Consider the following 22,089-nt stretch of genomic DNA (forward strand, 5'->3'; position numbering starts at 1 on the left):
AGCACAGCGACCGCTATGGAACAGCGGCGCCCACACACATGGAGGTGCTATGAGCATTCGCGACTGGCCTGCGGCGGAGCGCCCGCGGGAGAAGCTTCTCGAGCAGGGCGCGCTGGCCCTTTCCGACGCTGAATTGCTGGCGATTTTCCTGCGCACCGGGGTCGCCGGAAAAAGCGCGGTCGACCTGGCGCGACACCTGTTGCATCAGTTTGGCAGCCTGCGTGGTCTGCTCGAGGCGGACCAATTGACCTTCAGTCGGCAGCTTGGCCTGGGCCCGGCCAAGTTCGCGCAATTGCAGGCGGTGCTGGAAATGGCGCGCCGGCATCTGGCGGAAAAACTCAGTCGCAATTCGGTGCTGGAAAGCCCGGTGGCGGTCCGCGACTACCTCAAGGCGATGTTGCGCCATGAACCGCATGAGGTCTTCGGTTGCCTGTTTCTCGACTCCAAGCACCGGGTGCTGGCGTTCGAGGCGTTGTTCCAGGGTTCCATCAACACCACCAGCGTCTATCCGCGGCAAGTGGTCAAGCGTGCCCTGGCGCACAACGCGGCCGCGCTAATCCTGTGCCACAACCATCCTTCGGGCGTTTCCGAGCCGAGCCAGGCGGATCGGGTGCTGACCCGCAGGCTCACGGAGGCGCTGGACCTGGTGGATGTGCGCGTACTCGACCATTTCATCGTCGGCGAGGGCGAGCCGCTGTCGATGGCCGAGTACGGCTGGATGTAGAGAAGCAGCGACAAGCTTCAAGCGGCAAGCTGCAAGTTAAAGCGGTACGAGGACTGCTCTGAACTTGCAGCTTGTAGCTCGCCGCTTGCCGCTGCTTATCTGAAGCTGACCTTCGAGTAGTCCTGGCGACCGAACGGGCTGACCTGATACCCATGGACATCCTTGCGCGTCAGGGCGAAGGCGGTCGGGTGGGCAAGCGGTAGCCACAGGGCCTGCTGCTGGATCTGGGTTTGCGCCTGCTGGTAAAGCTTGCTGCGCACGCCCTGCTCGGTGGTGGTCTTGCCGGCGGTGATCAGCTTGTCCAGGCCGGGGTCGCAATAGCGGGCGAAGTTGGTCCCGGACTTCACCGCCGCGCAGGTGAACTGCGGGGTGAGGAAGTTATCCGGATCGCCGTTGTCGCCGGCCCAGCCCATGAACAGCAGGTCGTGCTCGCCGGCCTTGGCCCGACGGATCAGTTCGCCCCATTCGATCACGCGGATCTCCGCCTGGATCCCGACTTCCGCCAAATCTGCTTGCAGCTGTTGCGCGCCCAGGCTCGGGTTGGGGTTCAGCAAGCTACCGGAGGGGCGGGTCCAGATCGTGGTCTGGAAGCCGTCTTTCAGGCCGGCCTTGGCCAGCAATTGGCGGGCCTTCGCCGGATCATGGGCGTAACCCGGCAACTCCTTGGCGTAGCTCCAGGTGTTGGGCGGGAAGGGGCCATTGGCGGGTTCGGCGGTATTTTCGAAGACCGCTTTCAGGTAGTTGGCCTTGTCGAAGGCGAGGTTGATGGCTTGGCGCACTTCAGGTTTGTCCAGCGGTGGGTGCTGGCTGTTGATGGCGACGAACGCGGTCATGAAGGCCGCGGTTTTCTCGACCTTGAGCGCAGGCTCCTCAAGTGCGGCGGTCACGTCCAGCGGCTTGGGCGACAGGGCGATCTGGCATTCGTTGCGGCGCAGCTTCTGCAGGCGCACGTTGGCGTCCGGGGTGATGGCGAAGATCAGCGAGTCCACCGCCGGCTTGCCGGCAAAATAGTCGGGGTTGGCCTTGTAGCGGATCGATGCGTCCTTCTGGAAACGGCCGAACACGAAGGGGCCGGTGCCGATCGGTTGGCTGTTGAGCTTGTCCTGGGTGCCGGCCTTGAGCAACTGGTCGGCGTATTCGGCGGAGTAGATCGACGCAAACCCCATGCTCAGGGTGGCGAGGAAGGTCGAGTCGGCGTGGTCGAGGGTGAAGCGCAGGGTCAGCGGATCCAGGGCGTCGATCTTCTTGATCAGCGCCGGCAGCTGTAGCGACTGGGCATGGGGATAGCCGCTCTGCGCCACTTTATGCCAGGGGTTGGCCGGGTCGAGCATGCGGTCGAAGCTGAACTTCACGTCTTCGGCGGTCAGCTCGCGGCTCGGATTGAAATACGCGGTGCGATGAAACTTCACTTTCGGGTGCAGCTTGAACACATAGGTCAGGCCGTCGGCCGAGACTTCCCAGCTGTCGGCCAGGCTCGGTACCACCTTGCCGCTGCTGGCGTCGAACTCCACCAGGCGATTCATCAGCACGTCGGCCGAGGCGTTGGTGGTGGTCAGCGAGTTGTACTGCACTACGTCGAAACCTTCCGGGCTGGCCTCGGTGCACACGCTTAATGCGGCGGCGTGGGCCAGCGGGCTCAGAAGAAGAGGGGCGAACAGGAGCGGGAGGGCAGCGAGGCGCATGTTTGGCTTCCTTTGCAGATCGAAGGCCCATCTGCGAGTGCAGTCTGGAAAAAGGCTTACCCTAGTGGCCCCGTTGAAAAATGACTATCCCCTTTTTTCGCTCGTGGGCCGGATACCTTGGCATTTATTGCAGCGTCGAGCCTGTTGGCGGCCGGCAGTCATGGCCACATTAGGCATAAATTGACAGAGGTTTTTTCCATATATTGACGTGGAACGAGCGGTGCGGCGGCTGTGCATGGTGATTTTGCCGCTTGTTTCACCCACGCAGAATTTATTCTGCGACGAGCGGTCAGCCATGGCGCCAGCCTTTGGTGCAGGCATCCGGAGCAAGAAAACAGGGACTTTTCGAAATCCAAAGCACACCGGCTGTTGTTGCTACGGGGTCTTTCTGGTATAAAGCAGCGCTCTTTTCTAGGGGCCCGGTTCCTTCGCTTGTAGGTGTAGCCGGTAAGACCCTAAAGAAACGCGGCGCCTGGCGCCAAATGACTGAGAGATTAAGCGGCCAACCCATGCCGGGTTGGGCATGTGGTTTTAGAGGGCTGAGGCATGTCGAGAGTCTGTCAAGTTACCGGTAAGGGTCCGGTGACTGGGAATAACATTTCCCACGCAAACAACAAAACCCGTCGTCGTTTCCTGCCGAACCTGCAGCATCACCGCTTCTGGGTTGAGTCCGAGAAACGTTTTGTGCGTCTGCGCGTATCTGCCAAAGGCATGCGTATCATCGACAAGCGTGGCATTGATGTCGTGCTGGCCGAACTTCGTCGCGATGGCAAGGTTTAAGGGAGCTAATCATGCGTGAATTGATTCGTTTGATTTCGAGCGCCGGTACTGGTCACTTCTACACTACCGACAAGAACAAGCGCACTACTCCGGACAAAATCGAGATCAAGAAATATGATCCGGTTGTTCGTAAGCACGTGATCTACAAGGAAGGCAAAATCAAGTAATTGATTTTTCTTCTGACAAAAAAACCCGCCTTCAAGCGGGTTTTTTTGTGCCTGCGATTCAGGCTTTCGGTTCGAAGATCACATAGATCTTGCGGCACGGTTCCAGCACCTCCCAGGTGCCGCGAAAGCCTGCGGGAATGACGAAGCGATCACCGGCGCGCAAGGTCTTGGCATTGCCTTCGCCGTCACGCAGGACCGAAACCCCCTGCACGATCTCGCAGTACTCGTGCTCGGTGTAGTTCACCGTCCACTGGCCGATCGCGCCTTCCCATACCCCGGCGTTCATCTGGCCGCACGGACTGTTGTAGTGGTTGAACACGGTTTGCTCAGGGTCGCCCTTGAGGACTTTTTCCTGGGCGGGGCGATACCGCTCGGGCGCAGTGTTGGCCTGATTGAAGTCGACGATGTCCTGGATGCTCATGCTGGTATTCCCCCCTGATTGCGCTGCGAATGGCTGGAAAGCCCGAAGTCTATGTTTATTAAAATGAACATAGCAATGGCGTTTGCCTGGCCTCTGTCAAATATATTGAAACTTCGGGTGCCGCTGGTTTAGGGTGGCGAATGCCATGGGCCGAAGCAGGCTGACCGGGCAGAATTCCTGAAGGTGCCGGCATCGATCGCGTGGCGCCTGTATCCAACAAGAGGAGGACACTCGCATGACCACCCTGACTCGAGCCGATTGGGAACAACGCGCCCGCGAGCTGAAAATCGAAGGCCGCGCCTACATCAATGGCGAATACACCGCCGCCGTTTCCAACGAAACCTTCGAATGCATCAGCCCGGTCGATGGCCGTCTGCTGGCCAGTATTGCCAGCTGTGACGCCGCCGACGCACAACGCGCGGTGGAAAACGCCCGCTCCACTTTCAATTCCGGTGTCTGGTCGCGCCTGGCGCCGGCCAAGCGCAAAGCCACCATGATTCGTTTTGCCGGCCTGCTGAAGCAGCATGCCGAAGAACTGGCCCTGCTCGAAACCCTGGACATGGGCAAGCCGATCAGCGACTCGCTGGGTATCGACGTTCCTGGCGCGGCGCAAGCGCTGAGCTGGAGCGGCGAAGCCATCGACAAGATCTACGACGAAGTCGCCGCCACGCCCCACGACCAACTGGGCCTGGTGACTCGCGAGCCGGTGGGTGTGGTCGGCGCCATCGTGCCGTGGAACTTCCCGTTGATGATGGCCTGCTGGAAACTCGGTCCGGCGCTGTCCACCGGTAACTCGGTGATCCTCAAACCGTCGGAAAAATCGCCGCTGACCGCTATCCGCATCGCCGCGCTGGCCGTCGAAGCCGGGATCCCGGCCGGCGTGCTCAATGTGCTGCCAGGTTATGGCCACACCGTGGGCAAGGCCCTGGCCCTGCACATGGACGTCGATACCCTGGTGTTCACCGGTTCGACCAAGATCGCCAAGCAGTTGATGGTCTACTCCGGCGAGTCGAACATGAAGCGCGTCTGGCTGGAGGCGGGCGGCAAGAGCCCGAACATCGTGTTCGCCGATGCCCCGGACCTGCAGGCCGCGGCCGAGTCCGCGGCCAGCGCCATTGCCTTCAACCAGGGCGAAGTCTGCACCGCCGGTTCGCGCCTGCTGGTGGAGCGTTCGATCAAGGATAAATTCCTGCCGCTGGTGATCGAGGCCCTCAAGGCCTGGAAACCGGGCAACCCGCTGGACCCGGCCACCAACGTCGGCGCGCTGGTGGATACCCAGCAGATGAATACCGTGCTGTCGTACATCGAGTCCGGTCATGCCGACGGCGCGAAGCTGGTGGTGGGCGGCAAGCGCACCTTGCAGGAAACCGGCGGGACCTACGTTGAGCCGACCATCTTCGATGGCGTCAGCAACGCAATGAAAATCGCCCAGGAAGAGATCTTTGGCCCGGTGCTCTCGGTCATCGCCTTCGACACCGTGGAAGAAGCCATCCAGATTGCCAACGACACGCCTTATGGCCTGGCCGCGGCGGTATGGACGGCCAATATCTCCAAGGCTCACCTGACCGCCAAGGCGCTGCGGGCCGGCAGTGTCTGGGTCAATCAGTATGACGGCGGCGACATGACCGCGCCGTTCGGCGGCTTCAAGCAATCGGGCAACGGTCGCGACAAGTCGCTGCATGCGTTCGACAAGTACACCGAACTGAAGGCGACCTGGATCAAGCTGTAATTCAAGGGACGCGGATGCCGGGCGTCTGAACAGACGCCATCCCGCGCACCGTTAGCCGATCCATATCGCAGCCGGACTTTCCGCAAGGGAGGTCCGGCTGCGTTGTCTCTGTATTAAAAAAATCCACAGGAGCGTGGAAATGCGCTGGGCAACTTATTTCGCCGTTTTGGCGGCTGTCCTGAGTGTGGGGCTGGCCTTGGGCGTGAGCATGCCGCTGGTGTCGTTCCGCCTGGAGAGCTGGGGGTATGGGCCCTTTGCAATCGGCGTGATGGCCTCGATGCCGGCGATTGGCGTCTTGCTCGGGGCGAAGGTTTCCAGCCGCCTGGCGGCGCGCTTTGGCACGGCGGGGCTGATGCGCCTGTGCCTGTGGGGCGGGGCGATCTCCATCGGCCTGCTGGCGCTGTTGCCGAGTTATCCCCTGTGGCTGGTGCTGCGGCTGATGATCGGCGTGGTGCTGACCATCGTCTTCATCCTCGGCGAAAGCTGGATCAACCAGTTGGTGGTGGAGCAATGGCGCGGTCGCCTGGTGGCGCTGTATGGCAGTAGCTATGCCTTGAGCCAATTGGCTGGCCCGCTGCTGCTGGGCGCCTTGGGCACCGGGCATGACTACGGTTTCTGGGTGGGCGTCGTGCTGCTGGTGGTGTCGCCTCTGTTGCTGATGGGCCGCAGCGGCGCGCCGAGCAGCGAGTCCTGCAGCGTGACTTTCGGTGACCTATGGCGGTTCTGTCGTGGCCTGCCGGCCATTGGCTGGGCGGTGGCGCTGTTCGCCGCGTTCGAGGCGATGATCCTGACCCTGTTGCCGGTCTATTGCCTGCGCCAGGGGTTTACCGAGGACATCGCCCTGGCGATGGTCAGCACCGTGGTGGTGGGCGATGCCTTGTTGCAACTGCCCATCGGCGCCCTGGCCGATCGCGTATCGCGGCGCGCCTTGCTCGCCGGCTGCGCGGTAATCCTGCTGCTGTCGAGCCTGGCCATTCCGTTGCTGCTCGACACCCTGCTGATCTGGCCGCTGTGGGTGCTGTTCGGCGCCAGCGCCGGTGGCCTGTTCACCTTGTCGCTGATCCTGATCGGCGAGCGTTACCGCGACGATGCGCTGGTGCGCGCCAATGCCCACGTCGCCCAGCTGTGGGGCATCGGCTGCCTGATCGGGCCGCTGGTGGCGGGGGCGGGCAGCCAGTGGGTCAGCGGGCATGCCTTGCTGTTGCTGATGGCGGCCGGGGCCCTGGGGCTGATTGTGCTGTTGTTGCGCGAAGGCGCGTTTGGCGCGGCCCAGCCACAAACCCTGTAATCCCCATACCCGCTGTAGGAGCGAGCTTGCTCGCGATAGCGTTCGTTCAGGCACCACGATGTGTCAGGAAGGATGTCATCGCGAGCAAGCTCGCTCCTACAAAGGAAGGTCAGAGCATCCGTTCGAGGCCGATGGTATTGCTCATCCAGGCATTGAAGCGCCGCCACCAACTGCCCGGCTCGCGGGTCAGGGTGTGCAGTTGCTGGTTGTCTTCGGTGACCCAGACCAGCTTGCCGTCCTGCAGCTTCGCCTCGTAGCTCAGGGCCGGCGCCATGCCTTGCAGCGCCAGGCCGCGAACGCGTTCGGCCAGCTCAGGGCTGTCCACCAGCACCCCGACTTCGGTGTTCCACAGCACCGAGCGCGGGTCGAAATTGAAGGAGCCGATAAAGGATTTCTGGCGGTCGAAAATCATCGCCTTGCTGTGCAGGCTGGAGTCCGAGCCGGGATACGACGCGCTATGGAACAGATGAGGACCGCTGCCGCCGCCGTTACCGGGTTGGCGTCTCAGTTCATAGAGTTTCACGCCGTGTTGCAGCAGCGCCTTGCGATACGGCGCGTAGCCGCCGTGGACCGCCGGCACGTCGGTGGCTTCCAGGGAGTTGGTCAGCAGGCTCACCGCAACCCCGGCGTCGGCACGTCCGGTGAGGTAGACCAGGCCTGGCTGGCCGGGGACGAAATAGGCCGAAACCATCATCAACTCTTTACTGACGCTCTGTAGCTCCGGCGCCAGCTGGGTGGTCAACAGCAGGTGCGGGTCGGGCTCGCCGTTGGACAGGACCTTGCTCGGGGCATCCCACAGCGCCTGGTTCCAGGCCCAGATCAGCTCTTTGCGCCAGACGTTCATGCGTGGCTGGCTCCGATAGGCCTTGAGTTCCTGGAACAGGGCATGCTCCTGCTGCTGGGCGTCGTCCAGCGATTGCTGCAGGCGCAGCCGGGTGTTGGCCAGCTCCCTGGCCGATGGCAGGCGCGACAGAAACTCGCCGATGGGTTTGCTCAGGGCGCTGTTCCAGTACTGGTCGAAGCTGTGCCCGAGCTGTTCGGCCACCGGGCCGAAACCGAGGATGTCGATGTCGGTGAAGTTCAGGTTGGGTTCGGCGTCGAAGTACTCGTCCCCCAGGTTGCGCCCGCCAACGATGGCCGCGCTGTTGTCCGCCAGCCACAGCTTGTTGTGCATGCGTCGATGTTGCAGCGACAGGTTGAACAGACGACCCATGGTACGGGTCACGCCAGTGCTGCGCCCCAGGTGCAGGGGGTTGAACAGGCGGATCTGTATCCGCGGATGGGCGGCGAGGGTGGCCATGATCTGGTCCAGGCCGTCGCTGGTGGTGTCGTCCAGCAGAATGCGGATGCGCACGCCGCGGTCGGCGGCCTTGAGCAGTTCGTCCACCAGCATCCGGGTGCTGATGCCGTCATGGACGATGTAGTACTGCAGGTCGAGGCTGCTTTGGGCGTTGCGGATCAGCTCGGCGCGGGCCATGAAGGCTTCGCTGCTGTCGGACAGCAGGCGAAAGCCCGAGCGTCCCTGATAGGGGGCGGCCTGGGCCTGGATCGAGCGACCGAAGGCCGAGTCGGTGGCCGGCAGTGCCTGGCTGGGCTCGTGAGGCACATCGAGGCTGACGCAGCCGCTCAGGCACAGCGCGATCAGCATAAGGAAGGCCAGGGCCTGTCTGGATCTCAAGTCAGCTCATCTCGAATCGCTGCGATGGTCTAGCTGTGACGCCGGTTTCACAGGAAAAGGTCAGTCTGTTGCGCAATCTTCAGCCAGCAGCTTGATGGCGGCTGCGCCGACTTTGCGCACGGCTTCCTCGATCTGTGCCGTTGGCTTGGCAGCGTAGTTCATCCGCAGGCAGTTGCGGTACTTGCCCGAGGCCGAAAAGATGCTGCCCACGGCAATCTGCACGCCCTGGCCGAGCAGCGCGCGGTTCAGGCGCAGGGTATCGAAACCTTCCGGCAGTTCGACCCACAGCATGAACCCGCCCTGCGGCCGGCTGGCGCGGGTACCGGTGGGGAAATAGCGGCTGACCCAGTCGATCATCAGGTCGCGATTGCGCTGGTACTGGGTGCGCATGCGCCGCAGGTGCGGCTCGAAATTGCCGCTCTTGAGGAACTCGGCGATGGCGATCTGCGGCTGCGGCGCGGTGGAGCCGGTGCTGATGTATTTCATGTGCAGTACTCGTTCCAGATAGCGCCCGGGGGCGACCCAGCCGATGCGCAGGCCCGGCGCCAGGGTCTTGGAAAAGGAACTGCACAGCAGCACCCGGCCATCGTCGTCGAATGACTTGATGGTCCGCGGGCGCGGGTAGGTGTAGGACAGCTCGCCATACACATCGTCTTCGATGATCGCCACATCGAAGCGCTGGGCCAGGGTCAGCAGGGCCCGCTTGCGCGACTCCGGCATGATATAGCCCAGCGGGTTGTTGCAGTTGGGGGTCAACTGTATGGCCTTGATCGGCCATTGCTCCAGGGCCAGTTCCAGGGCGTCGAGGCTGATGCCGGTGAGTGGGTCGGTGGGGATTTCCAGGGCCTTCATGCCCAGGCCCTTGAGGGTCTGCATGGCGCCATGGAAGCTCGGCGAGTCGACGGCGACGATATCCCCGGGCTCGCAGGTGGCACGGATGCTGGTGGACAAGGCTTCATGGCAGCCGGTGGTGATCACCAGGTCGTTGGCGCCGAGCTGGCAACCGGAATCGAGCATCAGCCGTGCCAGCTGTTCACGCAGTTCGTGCACGCCGTAGATGGTGTCGTAATACAGACCGGGCATGTCCTGGCGCCGGCTGATGCGGGCGAGCCCGCGCAGCAGGGGCTTGAGGGTCGGGCTGGTGACGTCGGGCATGCCGCGACCCAGCTGGACGATATCCTTGCGCGGCACGCTGCGGATCAGTTCCAGCACCTGGTCCCACTGCGAAATCTCCACCGGCCGCTGCGCCGGGCGACCCACCGCGGGCAGTGCCGGCAGCTCACGGCTGACCGGCACGAAGTAGCCGGACTTGGGCTTGGGCGTCGCCAGGCCGCTGTCTTCCAGCACCCGATAAGCCTGCTGCACGGTACTCAGGCTGACCCCGTGTTCGACACTCAAGGCCCGTACCGACGGCAGTCGGTCGCCGGGGCGATAGAAGCCTTGTTCGATACGTGTGCCCAGCAGTTCGGCGAGATTGACATACAGGGTCATGGCGCAGCCTCGGGGTGATTGAATCGGGTAACCAGTACAGATGGCGCAAAATTACAGGATTCAGCCCGGATAGGGGAAATTCTGTATGGAGATAATAGCGGTACTTTGAATCTGTAATGGTTTTTGGCTCCCGCGCATGATGTCTGCTCATAGCGACCCAAGTAAACAGGAGCAGCAAAAATGAACGGCTTGAGCGATGTGCGTCTGTCGTTACACAGTCAGGAACTGGCGGCTGGGCAGGAGCGGGCAGCAGGGGCGACATCCGTCCACAATGCGCCGTCCGGCCTCGGTCTCTGGGGCCTGTACTGGCATCGACTGCGTACACGCAAGGCACTGCTTGAGCTGACCACCGAACAGTTGTGCGATATCGGCCTGAGTCGCGAACAGGCGCGGCAGGAAGGGCTCAAGCCATTCTGGCGGCTTTGAAGGCCCTCGCTGATCGGTAGCCGCTGGCGCAGCCTGCGATCGGTTGCGCAGCGACCGCAAAAGGCCGCATCCGATTTCCCCGGATGCGGCCTTTTTCATGCCTGTCGTGCGGTGGCTACAAATGCCTTCAGACCAGTTCTTTCAACCGATGCCAGAGCATCCCCAGTGCCAGCAGCGGCGAACGCAGGTGCTTGCCGCCCGGGAAGGTGATGTGCGGGACCTGGGCGAACAGGTCGAAACCACCGCCCTGCTGGCCGCTGATGGCTTCGGCCAGCAACTTGCCGGCCAGGTGCGTGGCATTCACGCCGTGGCCCGAGTAGGCCTGGGCGTAATACACATTGGGCTGGTCTTTTAGACGGCCGATCTGCGGCAGGCGGTTGGCGCCGATGCCGATCATGCCGCCCCATTGATAGTCGATCTTCACCGCCGCCAGTTGCGGGAACACCTGCAGCATCTTCGGCCGCATATAAGCGGTAATGTCCCGCGGGTCGCGGCCGGAATAGTGGCAGGCGCCGCCGAACAGCAAGCGCCGGTCGGCCGAAAGGCGGTAATAGTCCAGGGCCACCCGCTGGTCGCAGACCGCCATGTTCTGCGGCAACAGGGCGTGGGCCAGCTCTTCGCTCAAGGGTTCGGTGGCGATGATGTAACTGCCGGCGGGCAGCACCTTGCCACCCAGTTGCGGGTTGAGATCGTTGAGGTAGGCGTTGCAGCCCAACACCAGGGTGCTGGCGCGCACCGAGCCCTGGGCGGTATGGACCTTGACCTGCGGCCCGTAATCGATGCGGGTCACGGCCGAGTGTTCGAACAGGCGCACGCCCAGTTGCTGCGCGACCGCGGCTTCGCCCAGGGCCAGGTTCAGCGGGTGCAGGTGCCCCGAGCCCATGTCGATCAGGCCGCCGACGTAACGGTCGGAACCCACCACGCTGTGCATCTCGTTGGCTTGCAGCAGGCGGGTTGCATGGCGATAGCCCAGGTCGCGCAGCTCTTGGGCGTCTTCGGCGAAACCTTCGAGGTCGCGCGGTTTATTGGCCAGGTCGCAATAACCCCAGGTCAGGTCGCAGGGAATCTGGAAACGCTCGATACGCTGGCGGACGATTTCCACCGCTTCCAGGCCCATCAGTTTCATCTGGCGTACGCCGTCTTCGCCGATGACTGGGGCGAACTGCTCGAGGCCGTGACCCACTCCGCGAATCAGTTGCCCGCCGTTGCGCCCGCTGGCACCCCAGCCGATCTTGCGCGCTTCCAGCAGAATGACGCTGAGCCCGCGCTCGGCCAGCTCGATCGCGGTGTTGAGCCCGGAGAAGCCGCCGCCGACCACGCATACGTCCGCCTGATGCTCGCCGGCCAGCGCCGGATAATCGGGCTGGGGCAGGCTGCTGGCGGCGTAGTAGGAGGCGGGGTGCGAATGGCCTGGCCCCGACGGCTGAACACGGGTGTTCATGTGGATCATCCTGATTCGTGTGTTTGGAAAATTTGACGGAGCATAAGCCGGACCTTTCCGGCGCGGCAACATTGGTCGGCCAGTGCTGTCTGCCACAAGGCTTTTAGGGCAAAATCGCGGCCTCTCCAGACTCCCGGTAAACGCTTCGATGAGCTGCAACAGCCAGAAAATCCGCACGCTCCGACAGCAGATCCCCTCTTTCGAGTGCGTGCCCGGCTGTCACGACTGCTGTGGTCCGGTCACTACTTCGACCGAAGAGATGTCGCGCCTGCCGCGCAAGACCCGGGCCGAGCAGGACGCGGCGATGGAAGAGCTGAACTGTGTGCACCTGGGGCCCAATGGTTGCACGGTGTATGACGAGCGGCCGCTGATCTGTCGCCTGTTCGGCACCACGCCGAGCCTGCCATGCCCCAATGGCCGGCGCCCGGTGGAGCTGATCCACCCGCGGGTGGAGAAGCAGATCCATGAATACATGGCGAGCACCCGGCAGGTGCTGGTCTGATCCAAAGCCATCGCGGGCAAGCCTCGCTCCTACAGGTTGCACCGGTCCCGTAGGAGCGGCCGGTCGACGCTCGATTGCCCGCGATAGCGATTACCCTGACAACACTGGTCCCGGCTCGTTGCAATCAATCCGGAATCGGCAGGCTCAGGCTCTCTTTCACCTCTTCCATCACGATATAGCTCTTGGATTCGCGCACGTGGGGCAGCTTGAGCAGGATGTCGCCCAGCAGTTTGCGGTACGAGGCCATTTCGGAAATCCGCGCTTTCACCAGGTAGTCGAAGTCCCCCGACACCAGATGGCATTCCAGTACGTGCGGCAGTTTCAGCACGGCGCGGCGGAACTCCTCGAAGGTGTCGCCGGACTTGTAGTCCAGGCTGATTTCGACGAACACCAGCAGGCTACCCTTGAGGTGCTGCGGGTTGAGCCGGGCGTTGTAGCCCATGATGATGCCTTCGCGCTCCAGGCGGCGGACCCGCTCGGTGCACGGCGTGGTCGACAGCCCGACCTTTTCCCCCAGCTCGGTAAAGGAGATGCGCCCATCGGCCTGCAGGATGCGCAGGATATTGCGATCTATCTTGTCCAGCTCACGCTTTGTCTGGTGGTTGGTACGCATAGGGGATGCGCCTCCGTGAAAAGGGTTTTTGCCGAGAATTCTCGCCAAATATAGGCGTTTATATAGTGAAAAGCACTGGCCGTTGCTTTTTATACTGCGCGCATCTTCGCTCTGAATAACAAACGTCAGCGGTTATCCGCGATGAGGGATATGAAAATGCGCGTTCTGGTCTTGGGTAGCGGCGTGATCGGTACCACCAGTGCCTACTATCTGGCCCGTGCCGGTTTCGAAGTGACCGTCGTCGACCGTCAGCCGGCCGTTGCCATGGAAACCAGCTTCGCCAACGCCGGCCAGGTTTCGCCGGGTTACGCCTCGCCCTGGGCCGCGCCGGGCGTTCCGCTCAAGGCCATCAAGTGGTTGCTGCAGCGCCACGCGCCGCTGGCGATCAAGGCTACTGCCGACATCGATCAATACCTGTGGATGGCGCAGATGCTGCGCAACTGCACCGCTGCCCGCTACGCGGTGAACAAGGAGCGCATGGTCCGCCTGTCCGAGTACAGCCGCGACTGCCTCGACGAACTGCGCGCGGAAACCGGCATCGCCTATGAAGGCCGCAGCCTGGGGACCACCCAGCTGTTCCGCACCCAGGCGCAACTGGATGGCGCGGCCAAGGATATCGCCGTGCTCAAGGAATCCGGTGTGCCTTTCGAACTGCTGGACCGCGAGGGCATCGCCCGCGTCGAGCCGGCCCTGGCCAGCGTGACCGACATCCTGGCCGGCGCCCTGCGCCTGCCGAACGACCAGACTGGCGACTGCCAGATGTTCACCACGCGCCTGGCGCAAATGTGCACCAAGCTGGGTGTGGAGTTCCGCTTCGACCAGGACATCCAGCGCCTGGACTTCGCCGGCGATCGCATCAACGGCGTCTGGATCGACGGCAAGCTGGAAACCGCCGACCGCTACGTGCTGGCCCTGGGCAGCTACTCGCCGCAACTGCTCAAGCCGCTGGGCATCAAGGCCCCGGTGTATCCGCTCAAGGGTTACTCGCTGACCGTGCCGATCACCAACCCGGCCATGGCCCCGACTTCGACCATTCTCGACGAAACCTACAAGGTGGCGATCACCCGTTTCGACAACCGTATTCGCGTTGGCGGCATGGCTGAAATCGCCGGTTTTGACCTCTCGCTCAACCCTCGTCGGCGCGAAACGCTGGAGATGATCGTCAACGATCTTTATCCTCAGGGCGGTGATCTGTCCCAGGCCAGTTTCTGGACCGGCCTGCGTCCCACCACCCCGGACGGCACGCCGATCGTTGGCGCCACGCCCATGCGCAACCTGTTCTTGAACACCGGCCATGGCACGCTTGGCTGGACCATGGCCTGTGGTTCCGGTCGTCTGCTGGCCGATCTGATGGCGAAGAAAAAGCCGCAGATCAGCGCCGAAGGTCTCGATATTTCTCGTTACGGTAATCCTCAGGAGCCTGCAAAACATGTCAATCCAGCGCCAGCTCACCAATGAGCGCATGAGTCAGATCGTCGTCCACAGCGGTACCGTGTATCTGGCCGGGCAAGTCGGCGACGACCTGAACGCGGGGATTGAGCAGCAGACCCGTGAAACCCTCGCCAACATCGAGCGTTTGCTGGACCTGGCCGGCACCGACAAGTCGCGCCTGTTGTCGGTGACCATCTACCTGAAGGACATCGATGCGCACTTCGCCGGGATGAACAGCGTATGGGACCAGTGGCTGCCAAAAGGCGTCGCCCCGGCCCGCGCAACCGTCGAAGCCAAGCTCTGCGAACCGGAAATCCTGGTCGAGCTGTCCGTCGTGGCCGCTCTGCCTTAAGCAAGATCCCTCTCCCGGTGCTGTTAATGGATGGCTCACGCCATCCGCCAGCGCCGGTTTTTTCTTCCCACATGACCGCCTAGAAGTCTGCCGCCATGCGTCCTGCCCGTGCCCTGATCGATCTTCAAGCCCTGCGTCACAACTACCAACTGGCCCGCGAAGCCTCGCCGGGCGCCCGTGCGCTCGCGGTGATCAAGGCCGATGCCTATGGCCATGGCGCGGTGCGCTGTGCCCAGGCACTGGAAGCCGAGGCCGACGGCTTTGCCGTGGCCTGTATCGAAGAAGCCTTGGAGCTGCGTGCGGCGGGGATTCGCGCGCCGATATTGCTGCTTGAAGGTTTTTTCGAGGCCGATGAGCTGGACCTGATCGTCGAACATGATTTCTGGTGCGTGGTGCATTCGCTGTGGCAGTTGGAGGCCATCGAGCAGGCCACCGTCGCCAAGCCGCTGACGATATGGCTCAAGCTGGATTCGGGCATGCACCGCGTCGGCCTGCATCCCAAGGATTACCAGCCGGCCTATCAGCGACTGCTGGCCAGCGGCAAGGTGGCGAAGATCGTATTGATGAGCCATTTCGCCCGCGCCGACGAGCTCAGCTGCAGCAGCAGCGACGAGCAGGTCGCGGTGTTCGAGGCGGTGCGCCAGGGCTTGTCCGCCGAGATCAGCCTGCGTAACTCGCCAGCCGTGCTCGGCTGGCCGCACATCCCCAGCGACTGGGTGCGCCCCGGCATCATGCTGTATGGCTCGACCCCGTTCGAAGAACCGCATCCACTGGCCGCGCGCCTGCAACCGGTGATGACCCTGGAGTCGAAGGTGATCTGCGTGCGCGAACTGCCGGCCGGCGAGCCGGTGGGGTACGGCGCCAAATTCGTCACACCACGGCCGATGCGGATCGGTGTGGTGGCCATGGGGTACGCCGACGGTTATCCGCGACATGCGCCGACCGGTGCGCCGGTGCTGGTGGCGGGGCAGCGTACCCAGCTGCTCGGCCGGGTTTCCATGGACATGCTGTGCATCGACCTGACCGACGTGCCAGAAGCCGGGCTGGGTTCTACCGTCGAGCTGTGGGGCAAGAACATCCTTGCCAGCGAGCTGGCGGCCGCCGCCGATACCATTCCTTACCAGCTGTTCTGCAACCTGCGCCGGGTGCCACGCGTCTATTCCGGGGACTGAGCGGCACAGCGCATTGCCGAAAGTCGCCTTGCCCCCTGGGATTGGGGCCCAAGTGTTGTAAATACTGAACGCTATCGCCATGATAACGCTCAACTACAACAACGCCTGATCCCTAGGAGGCTGCCGCATTGGACGTCGGTGAACGACTGCAATCCATCCGTAAACTCAAAGGCCTTTCCCAGCGTGAACTCGCCAAGCGCGCGGGCGTCACCAACAGCACCATTTCGATGATCGAGAAGAACAGCGTCAGCCCCTCGATCAGTTCGCTGAGAAAGGTTCTTGGCGGCATTCCCATGTCGATGGTCGAGTTTTTCTCGGAAGAAATCCTTCAGGAAAAACCCACCCAGATCGTCTACAAAGCCAACGAGTTGATCGATATTTCCGATGGCGCGGTGACCATGAAGCTGGTGGGCCGGGCGCATCCGAGCCGGGCGATCGCTTTTCTCAACGAGATCTACCCGCCGGGCGCCGATACCGGTGAAGAGATGCTCACCCATGAAGGCGAAGAAACCGGGATTCTCGTGGAAGGACGCCTGGAGCTGGTGGTGGGTCTTGAGACATTCGTGCTCGAAGCCGGTGACAGCTACTATTTCGAAAGCACCAAGCCGCACCGTTTCCGTAATCCTTTCGATGCACCCGCGCGACTAATCAGCGCAGCCACGCCCGCGAACTTCTAATAGAAGAGGCGTCCTGCAAGGATTGCAGCGGTGCCCGAAGCCGCATTTCGCCTCTCTCTAATCCCCCTTTGAATCTAGGGTTGTTTCAGAGTGGCGGGCTAACCGCTATACTTGCGCCCGCCCGCGAAACCGTGGCCGTGGGCGTGACTAGCCACCATTGAGGGTGTACGCGTGAACCTAATTATGAAAATGCTGGCTGCACCAGCAACCGTATTGGCCCTCTGGGCTGTCAGCGCTCAAGCTGCGACCAACGACGACATTGCCAAGCGCCTCGAGCCGGTTGGCCAGGTCTGCGTCCAGGGTCAGGAATGCAAGGGTATGGAAGTCGCTGTTGCCGCCGGTGGCGGTGGTGCGAAGACTCCAGACGAAGTGATTGCCAAGCATTGCAATGCTTGCCACGGCTCCGGCCTGCTGGGCGCGCCGAAAATCGGCGACGCCGCTGCCTGGAAAGAGCGCGCGGATCACCAGGGTGGCCTCGACGGCATTCTGGCCAAGGCCATTACCGGTATCAACGCGATGCCGCCTAAAGGCACCTGCGCCGACTGCTCCGATGAAGAGCTCAAAGGTGCCATCCAGAAGATGTCCGGTTTGAAATAAGCACGGATCTTGCGCAAAAAAGCCGCTCACGAGCGGCTTTTTTCATGCCTGCGATTCGGCCGCTACTGTTCATTGCAGCAAAGACCCGGCAAGCTCGGTCCAACCTCAAATTCATGGAAGGTTCTGGAGGATCGGATGGTGCAGTCATGTTCTATCGAGCTGGCGGTCGATGAGGTCCTGGCACGCTTGCCGGCGCATATTCACCTGGGCATGCCCCTGGGGCTGGGCAAACCCAACCGCTTCGCCAATGCCCTGTATCGTCGCATCGCGCAACTGCCCGAGCGCCAACTGACCATTTACACCGCCCTGAGCCTGGGCCGCCCGCCGCTGGGCGACGGCCTGCAACGGCGCTTCCTCGAGCCTTTCATCGAGCAGGTCTTCGGCGACTACCCCGAGCTGGAATTCCTCGCCGACCTGCACCGCAACCAGGTGCCGGCCAATATCCATATCGAACAGTTCTTCATGCAGCCCGGCAGCCTGCTCAACAGCCCGGCGGCGCAGCAGGATTATGTCTGCAGCAACTACAGCCACGCCGCGCGCGACATCAATGCTGCTGGTCTGAACCTGGTCGCGCAACTGGTGGCCCGGGACCCGCAGCAAGCCGACCGCCTGAGCCTGAGTTGCAACCCGGACATCACCCTCGACCTGTTGCCAATGATCGCCGAGCGACGTGCCGCCGGTGAAACCATCCTGCTGCTGGGCCAGGTGCATCGCGACCTGCCTTACATGCCGGGCGACGCCGAAATCGACGCTGCGATCTTCGACCTGCTGATCGACGAAGAGGAGGGCAGCACGCTGTTTTCCACGCCGAACATGCCGGTGGGGTTCCAGGATCACTTTATCGGCCTGCACGCCAGCACCCTGGTGCGCGACGGCGGCACCCTGCAGATTGGCATCGGCTCCATGGGCGATGCATTGACGGCGGCGTTGCTGGCGCGCCAGGCGGATAACGACGGTTATCGGGCGCTGCTGGCGGACCTGGAGATCCAGGGCTGGAAGCCGCTGATCGAGCGCGAAGGCGGGGTGGAGCCTTTCGCCAAGGGCCTGTATGGCTGCAGCGAGATGTTCGTCAACGGCCTGCTGGCCCTGGCCGATGCCGGCATCGTACGGCGCAAGGTCTACCCTTCGGTGGCCCTGCAGCAACAGGCCAACGCCGGGACGCTGGATGAAAACCAGGCGCTGGGCGGAGTGTCGGTACATGGCGGCTTTTTCCTCGGGCCGCGCAGCTTCTACCAGCGCCTCAGGGATCTGCCCAAGAGCAAGCTCGGCGAGTTCAACATGACCGCCATCAGCTACATCAACGAGCTGTACGGCCACGAAGAACTCAAGCGCCTGCAGCGCCTGGACGCGCGCTTTATCAACAGTTCGATCATGGTCACCCTGCTGGGCGCCGGGGTGGCGGATCAGCTGGAAGACGGCCGGGTGCTCAGCGGCGTCGGCGGGCAATACAACTTCGTCGCCCAGGGCCATGCGCTGCGAGGCGCGCGCTCGATCCTGATCCTGCGCAGCTGGCGCGAATCCGCGGGCCTGGTCAGCTCCAACATCGTCTGGGAATACGGCCACTGCACCATCCCGCGGCACCTGCGGGACATTGTGGTCACCGAGTACGGCATCGCCGATCTGCGCGGCAAGACTGATGCGAAGGTCATCGAAGCGCTGCTCAATATCAGCGACTCGCGTTTCCAGCCGGGCCTGATCGAACAGGCGCAGAAGGCCGGCAAGCTGCCCAGGGATTTCCGCCTCGATCCGCGTTTTACCGACAACCACCCGCAACGCCTGCTGGCGATCCAGGCGCGGCACCGGCACCTGTTCCCGGAATATCCGTTGGGCAGCGACTTCAGCGCAGAGGAGCGGGATTTGCTGCGGGCGCTGAACTGGCTGAAGAGCAAGTTCAAGCTCAGCGAGATTCTCGAATTGGGCAAGGCGGCGCTGGATGCCCCACCGCCCGAGGCGTTTCCGGCGCATCTGCAGCGGATGCAGCTGGTGAAGCCCGATGGTTGGCGCGAGGAGATCTATCAGCGTTTGCTGCTGGCGGCGCTGCGGGAGACGGCGCAGGCATGAGGTAGACGCCTGGCGGCGTCATCGCGGGCAATCGAGCGTCGACCGGCTGCTCCTACAGAAGCGGGTGGTCTCTGTAGAAGGCTTGCCCGCGATCAAGAGGCGAAGCCTCTTAGATAAAGGTCACCACGCCATCGGCCAGGGACTTGACCCGGGCCAGGGATTCCACGCGATAGCCTTGCGCGTCCAGTTCGGCGCGACCGCCCTGGAACGACTTCTCGATCACGATGCCCAGGCCGGCCACAGTGGCGCCCGCCTGCTTGATGATCGAGATCAGCGCCTGGGACGCCTTACCGTTGGCCAGGAAGTCATCGATGATCAGTACGCGGTCGCTGCTGGTCAGGTGGCGCGGGGAAATCGCCACGGTGCTTTCGGTCTGCTTGGTGAACGAGTACACGGTCGCCGACAGCAGGTTCTCGGTCAGGGTCAGGGACTGGTGCTTGCGCGCGAAGATCACCGGTACGCCCAGGTTCAGGCCGGTCATGATCGCCGGCGCGATGCCCGAGGCTTCGATGGTGACGATCTTGGTGATGCCCGAGTCCTTGAACAGCGTGGCGAATTCGTCGCCGATCAGCTTCATCAAGGCCGGATCGATCTGGTGGTTCAGAAAGGCGTCGACTTTCAGGACCTGGTCGGAAAGCACGATGCCTTCTTCGCGGATTTTCTTGTGCAGTGCTTCCATGAAGCTTTCCTCTGTTGACGCCTTGTGCGCCTGAGCTCTGATAAAAGGTGTTCGGTTAAAAATGCTGCGGTTAAAAAATGGCCAATTCTAGCGCTTTAACATCGCCCGTATATCCGCCAGTGCGTTATTGCCGCGCACGGCTTTGACTTCGGTCGGGGTGTCGTCGTTGCCTTCCCACGCCAGGTCGTCCGGCGGCAGTTCGTCGAGGAAGCGGCTGGGCGCACAGTCGATGACTTCACCGTACTGCTTGCGCTTGGCGGCGAAGGTGAAGGCCAGGGTCTGGCGCGCGCGGGTGATGCCCACGTAGGCCAGGCGGCGTTCTTCCTCGATGGTGTCGGCTTCGATACTGGAGCGGTGGGGGAGGATTTCCTCCTCCATGCCCATGATGAACACATAGGGGAATTCCAGGCCCTTGGAGGCATGCAGGGTCATCATCTGCACGCCTTCGGCGCCGTCTTCCTCTTCCTGCTGACGCTCCAGCATGTCGCGCAACACCAGTTTGCCGATGGCGTCTTCGACAGTCATTTCGCCGTCTTCGTCTTTTTCCAGGGTGTTCTTCAGCGCTTCGATCAGAAACCACACGTTACCCATGCGGTAGTCGGCGGCCTTGTCGCTGGAGCTGTTGGTGCGCAGCCAGTTCTCGTAGTCGATGTCCATGACCATGCTGCGCAGGGCGGAAATCGGGTCTTCGCCGGCGCACTGCTCGCGCACCTTGTCCATGAAGCGCTTGAAGCGCGCCAGGCGGTCGGTGAAGCGGCTGTCCAGGTGCTCGCCCAGGCCGATTTCGTCGGTGGCGGCGTACATCGAGATCTTGCGTTCGGTGGCGTAGTTGCCGAGTTTTTCCAGGGTGGTGGAGCCGATTTCCCGGCGCGGCACGTTGATCACCCGCAGGAAGGCGTTGTCGTCGTCCGGGTTCACGATCAGGCGGAAGTAGGCCATCAGGTCCTTCACTTCCTGGCGTCCGAAGAAGCTGTTGCCGCCCGACAGGCGATAGGGGATCTGGTGATGCTGCAGCTTCAGCTCGATCAGCTTGGCCTGGTAGTTGCCGCGATAGAGGATCGCGAAATCGCTGTAGGGCCGGTCGGTGCGCAGGTGCAGGCTGAGGATTTCCATGGCCACGCGCTCGGCCTCGGCGTCCTCGTTGCGGCAGCGGATCACGCGGATCTCGTCGCCATGGCCCATCTCGCTCCACAGCTGTTTCTCGAACTCGTGGGGGTTGTTGGAGATCAGCACGTTGGCGCAGCGCAGGATGCGGCTGGTGGAGCGGTAGTTCTGCTCGAGCATCACCACCTTCAAGGACGGGTAGTCTTCCTTGAGCAGCATCAGGTTTTCCGGGCGGGCGCCGCGCCAGGCATAGATCGACTGGTCGTCGTCGCCCACCACGGTGAACTGGTTGCGCTTGCCGATGAGCATTTTCACCAGCAGGTACTGGCTGGCGTTGGTGTCCTGGTATTCGTCCACCAGCAGGTAGCGCACCTTGTTCTGCCACTTCTCCAGGATGTCGGCGTGTTCCTCGAACAGCTTCACCGGCAGCAGGATCAGGTCGTCGAAGTCCACCGCGTTGAACGCCTTGAGCGTGCGCTGGTAGTGGGTGTAGACGATGGCCGCGGTCTGCTCCTTGGGGTTGCGCGCGTTTTCCAGGGCCTGGGCCGGCAGGATCAGGTCGTTCTTCCAGGCCCCGATCATGTTCTTGATCTCGTCGACGCCGTCGTCGCCCGAGTATTCCTTTTGCATGATGTCGGTCATCAGGGCCTTGACGTCGGTCTCGTCGAAGATCGAGAAGCCCGGCTTGTAGCCCAGCCGCACATGCTCCTTGCGGATGATGTTCAGTCCCAGGTTGTGGAAGGTCGACACGGTCAGGCCGCGGCCCTCGCCACTGCGCAGCAGGGTGCCGACCCGTTCCTTCATCTCCCGCGCGGCCTTGTTGGTGAAGGTCATGGCGACGATGTACTGCGCGCGAATGCCGCAGTTCTGGATCAGGTGGGCGATCTTGCGCGTGATTACACTGGTCTTGCCGGAGCCAGCACCGGCGAGCACCAAAAGAGGGCCGCCGACGTAGTTCACGGCTTCTTGCTGCCGGGGATTGAGTCGGGACATGACGAAAAAAGGGGTCTGTAGCGAAATGGGCGGGCATTTTAACAGGATGGACGGATTCTGCTGCTCTCTCCGACTTGTGAC

General features: G+C 62.5%; 21 protein-coding genes. 13 read left to right on the forward strand and 8 right to left on the reverse strand.

Translation table 11 applies throughout. The features are described from left to right. The first annotated feature begins 49 nt into the window (after positions 1–49). Positions 50–724, forward strand: a complete 675-nt coding sequence (radC, locus tag AC07Y9_RS26920; protein ID WP_007921116.1) for a RadC family protein — start codon at positions 50–52, stop codon at positions 722–724. A gap of 95 nt (positions 725–819) precedes the next feature. On the opposite strand, the gene AC07Y9_RS26925 is transcribed toward radC, so the two are convergent. After that, complete coding sequence (locus tag AC07Y9_RS26925; protein WP_102678945.1) at positions 820–2,406, reverse strand: ABC transporter substrate-binding protein; 1,587 nt, start codon at positions 2,404–2,406, stop codon at positions 820–822. 546 nt (positions 2,407–2,952) lie between these two features. Between AC07Y9_RS26925 and rpmB the strand changes: the two genes are divergently transcribed. Both rpmB and rpmG read left to right on the forward strand, forming a co-directional pair. Next, positions 2,953–3,186: a 50S ribosomal protein L28 gene (gene rpmB, locus AC07Y9_RS26930; RefSeq protein WP_007921114.1), complete on the forward strand. Its 234-nt coding sequence runs from the start codon at positions 2,953–2,955 to the stop codon at positions 3,184–3,186. Positions 3,187–3,197: 11 nt separating this feature from the next. Then, positions 3,198–3,353 (forward strand): 50S ribosomal protein L33, encoded by a 156-nt coding sequence (rpmG, locus tag AC07Y9_RS26935; RefSeq protein ID WP_003177274.1) that lies wholly within the window; start codon positions 3,198–3,200, stop codon positions 3,351–3,353. Positions 3,354–3,411: 58 nt separating this feature from the next. Here the strand turns inward: rpmG and AC07Y9_RS26940 are convergent, their stop codons facing one another. Continuing rightward, a complete protein-coding gene (locus AC07Y9_RS26940) occupies positions 3,412–3,774 on the reverse strand; it encodes a cupin domain-containing protein (RefSeq protein ID WP_038574716.1) in 363 nt (120 codons plus the stop codon). Between the two features lie 235 nt (positions 3,775–4,009). On the opposite strand from AC07Y9_RS26940, the gene AC07Y9_RS26945 reads away from it, so the two are divergent. Together AC07Y9_RS26945 and AC07Y9_RS26950 are read left to right on the forward strand one after the other, a co-directional pair. Next, a complete protein-coding gene (locus tag AC07Y9_RS26945; protein ID WP_102678944.1) occupies positions 4,010–5,503 on the forward strand; it encodes an aldehyde dehydrogenase in 1,494 nt (497 codons plus the stop codon). 139 nt (positions 5,504–5,642) lie between these two features. Beyond that, positions 5,643–6,791, forward strand: a complete 1,149-nt coding sequence (locus tag AC07Y9_RS26950) for an MFS transporter (protein ID WP_102678943.1) — start codon at positions 5,643–5,645, stop codon at positions 6,789–6,791. A 109-nt stretch (positions 6,792–6,900) separates the two neighbouring features. Here the strand turns inward: AC07Y9_RS26950 and AC07Y9_RS26955 are convergent, their stop codons facing one another. Both AC07Y9_RS26955 and AC07Y9_RS26960 read right to left on the reverse strand, forming a co-directional pair. Next, on the reverse strand, positions 6,901–8,439 hold the full coding sequence (locus tag AC07Y9_RS26955) for a phospholipase D family protein (protein WP_371858182.1): 1,539 nt from the start codon (positions 8,437–8,439) through the stop codon (positions 6,901–6,903). A gap of 90 nt (positions 8,440–8,529) precedes the next feature. Beyond that, the gene (locus AC07Y9_RS26960) at positions 8,530–9,960 is read right to left on the reverse strand and encodes an aminotransferase-like domain-containing protein (RefSeq protein WP_007921095.1); all 1,431 of its coding nucleotides are present in this window, start codon (positions 9,958–9,960) and stop codon (positions 8,530–8,532) included. A 180-nt stretch (positions 9,961–10,140) separates the two neighbouring features. Between AC07Y9_RS26960 and AC07Y9_RS26965 the strand changes: the two genes are divergently transcribed. Then, the gene (locus tag AC07Y9_RS26965) at positions 10,141–10,386 is read left to right on the forward strand and encodes a DUF1127 domain-containing protein (protein WP_102678941.1); all 246 of its coding nucleotides are present in this window, start codon (positions 10,141–10,143) and stop codon (positions 10,384–10,386) included. Positions 10,387–10,513: 127 nt separating this feature from the next. On the opposite strand, the gene AC07Y9_RS26970 is transcribed toward AC07Y9_RS26965, so the two are convergent. Further along, the gene (locus tag AC07Y9_RS26970; protein ID WP_102678940.1) at positions 10,514–11,827 is read right to left on the reverse strand and encodes an NAD(P)/FAD-dependent oxidoreductase; all 1,314 of its coding nucleotides are present in this window, start codon (positions 11,825–11,827) and stop codon (positions 10,514–10,516) included. 148 nt (positions 11,828–11,975) lie between these two features. On the opposite strand from AC07Y9_RS26970, the gene AC07Y9_RS26975 reads away from it, so the two are divergent. Next, positions 11,976–12,329, forward strand: a complete 354-nt coding sequence (locus AC07Y9_RS26975; RefSeq protein ID WP_007932445.1) for a YkgJ family cysteine cluster protein — start codon at positions 11,976–11,978, stop codon at positions 12,327–12,329. A gap of 124 nt (positions 12,330–12,453) precedes the next feature. Here the strand turns inward: AC07Y9_RS26975 and AC07Y9_RS26980 are convergent, their stop codons facing one another. Next, on the reverse strand, positions 12,454–12,942 hold the full coding sequence (locus AC07Y9_RS26980) for an Lrp/AsnC ligand binding domain-containing protein (RefSeq protein ID WP_007932443.1): 489 nt from the start codon (positions 12,940–12,942) through the stop codon (positions 12,454–12,456). 156 nt (positions 12,943–13,098) lie between these two features. Here AC07Y9_RS26980 and dadA point away from each other — a divergent pair, with 156 nt between their 5' ends. The 6 genes from dadA to AC07Y9_RS27010 all read left to right on the forward strand — a co-directional run bounded on the left by dadA (position 13,099) and on the right by AC07Y9_RS27010 (position 19,232). Then, positions 13,099–14,400 carry a D-amino acid dehydrogenase gene (gene dadA, locus AC07Y9_RS26985; RefSeq protein WP_053263273.1) on the forward strand — a complete coding sequence of 434 codons (1,302 nt, stop codon included), beginning with the start codon at positions 13,099–13,101 and terminating at the stop codon, positions 14,398–14,400. Then, positions 14,372–14,725 carry a RidA family protein gene (locus AC07Y9_RS26990; protein WP_009046176.1) on the forward strand — a complete coding sequence of 118 codons (354 nt, stop codon included), beginning with the start codon at positions 14,372–14,374 and terminating at the stop codon, positions 14,723–14,725. Before dadA ends, AC07Y9_RS26990 begins: the two co-directional genes overlap by 29 nt. 95 nt (positions 14,726–14,820) lie before the next feature. Continuing rightward, positions 14,821–15,897, forward strand: a complete 1,077-nt coding sequence (gene alr, locus AC07Y9_RS26995) for an alanine racemase (RefSeq protein ID WP_102678939.1) — start codon at positions 14,821–14,823, stop codon at positions 15,895–15,897. A 128-nt stretch (positions 15,898–16,025) separates the two neighbouring features. Further along, on the forward strand, positions 16,026–16,574 hold the full coding sequence (locus AC07Y9_RS27000; RefSeq protein ID WP_007932420.1) for a cupin domain-containing protein: 549 nt from the start codon (positions 16,026–16,028) through the stop codon (positions 16,572–16,574). A gap of 183 nt (positions 16,575–16,757) precedes the next feature. Next, complete coding sequence (locus AC07Y9_RS27005) at positions 16,758–17,171, forward strand: c-type cytochrome (RefSeq protein ID WP_009046174.1); 414 nt, start codon at positions 16,758–16,760, stop codon at positions 17,169–17,171. A gap of 135 nt (positions 17,172–17,306) precedes the next feature. Continuing rightward, positions 17,307–19,232 carry an acetyl-CoA hydrolase/transferase C-terminal domain-containing protein gene (locus AC07Y9_RS27010; protein ID WP_102678938.1) on the forward strand — a complete coding sequence of 642 codons (1,926 nt, stop codon included), beginning with the start codon at positions 17,307–17,309 and terminating at the stop codon, positions 19,230–19,232. 109 nt (positions 19,233–19,341) lie between these two features. Here the strand turns inward: AC07Y9_RS27010 and AC07Y9_RS27015 are convergent, their stop codons facing one another. Next, positions 19,342–19,911 carry a xanthine phosphoribosyltransferase gene (locus tag AC07Y9_RS27015; protein ID WP_007932417.1) on the reverse strand — a complete coding sequence of 190 codons (570 nt, stop codon included), beginning with the start codon at positions 19,909–19,911 and terminating at the stop codon, positions 19,342–19,344. Between the two features lie 87 nt (positions 19,912–19,998). After that, entirely contained in the window at positions 19,999–22,008 is a 2,010-nt protein-coding gene (gene rep / locus AC07Y9_RS27020; protein ID WP_007932416.1) for a DNA helicase Rep, read from the reverse strand. Positions 22,009–22,089: the final 81 nt, after the last annotated feature.

The sequence above is a fragment of the Pseudomonas sp. GW456-L12 genome, assembly GCF_059424045.1.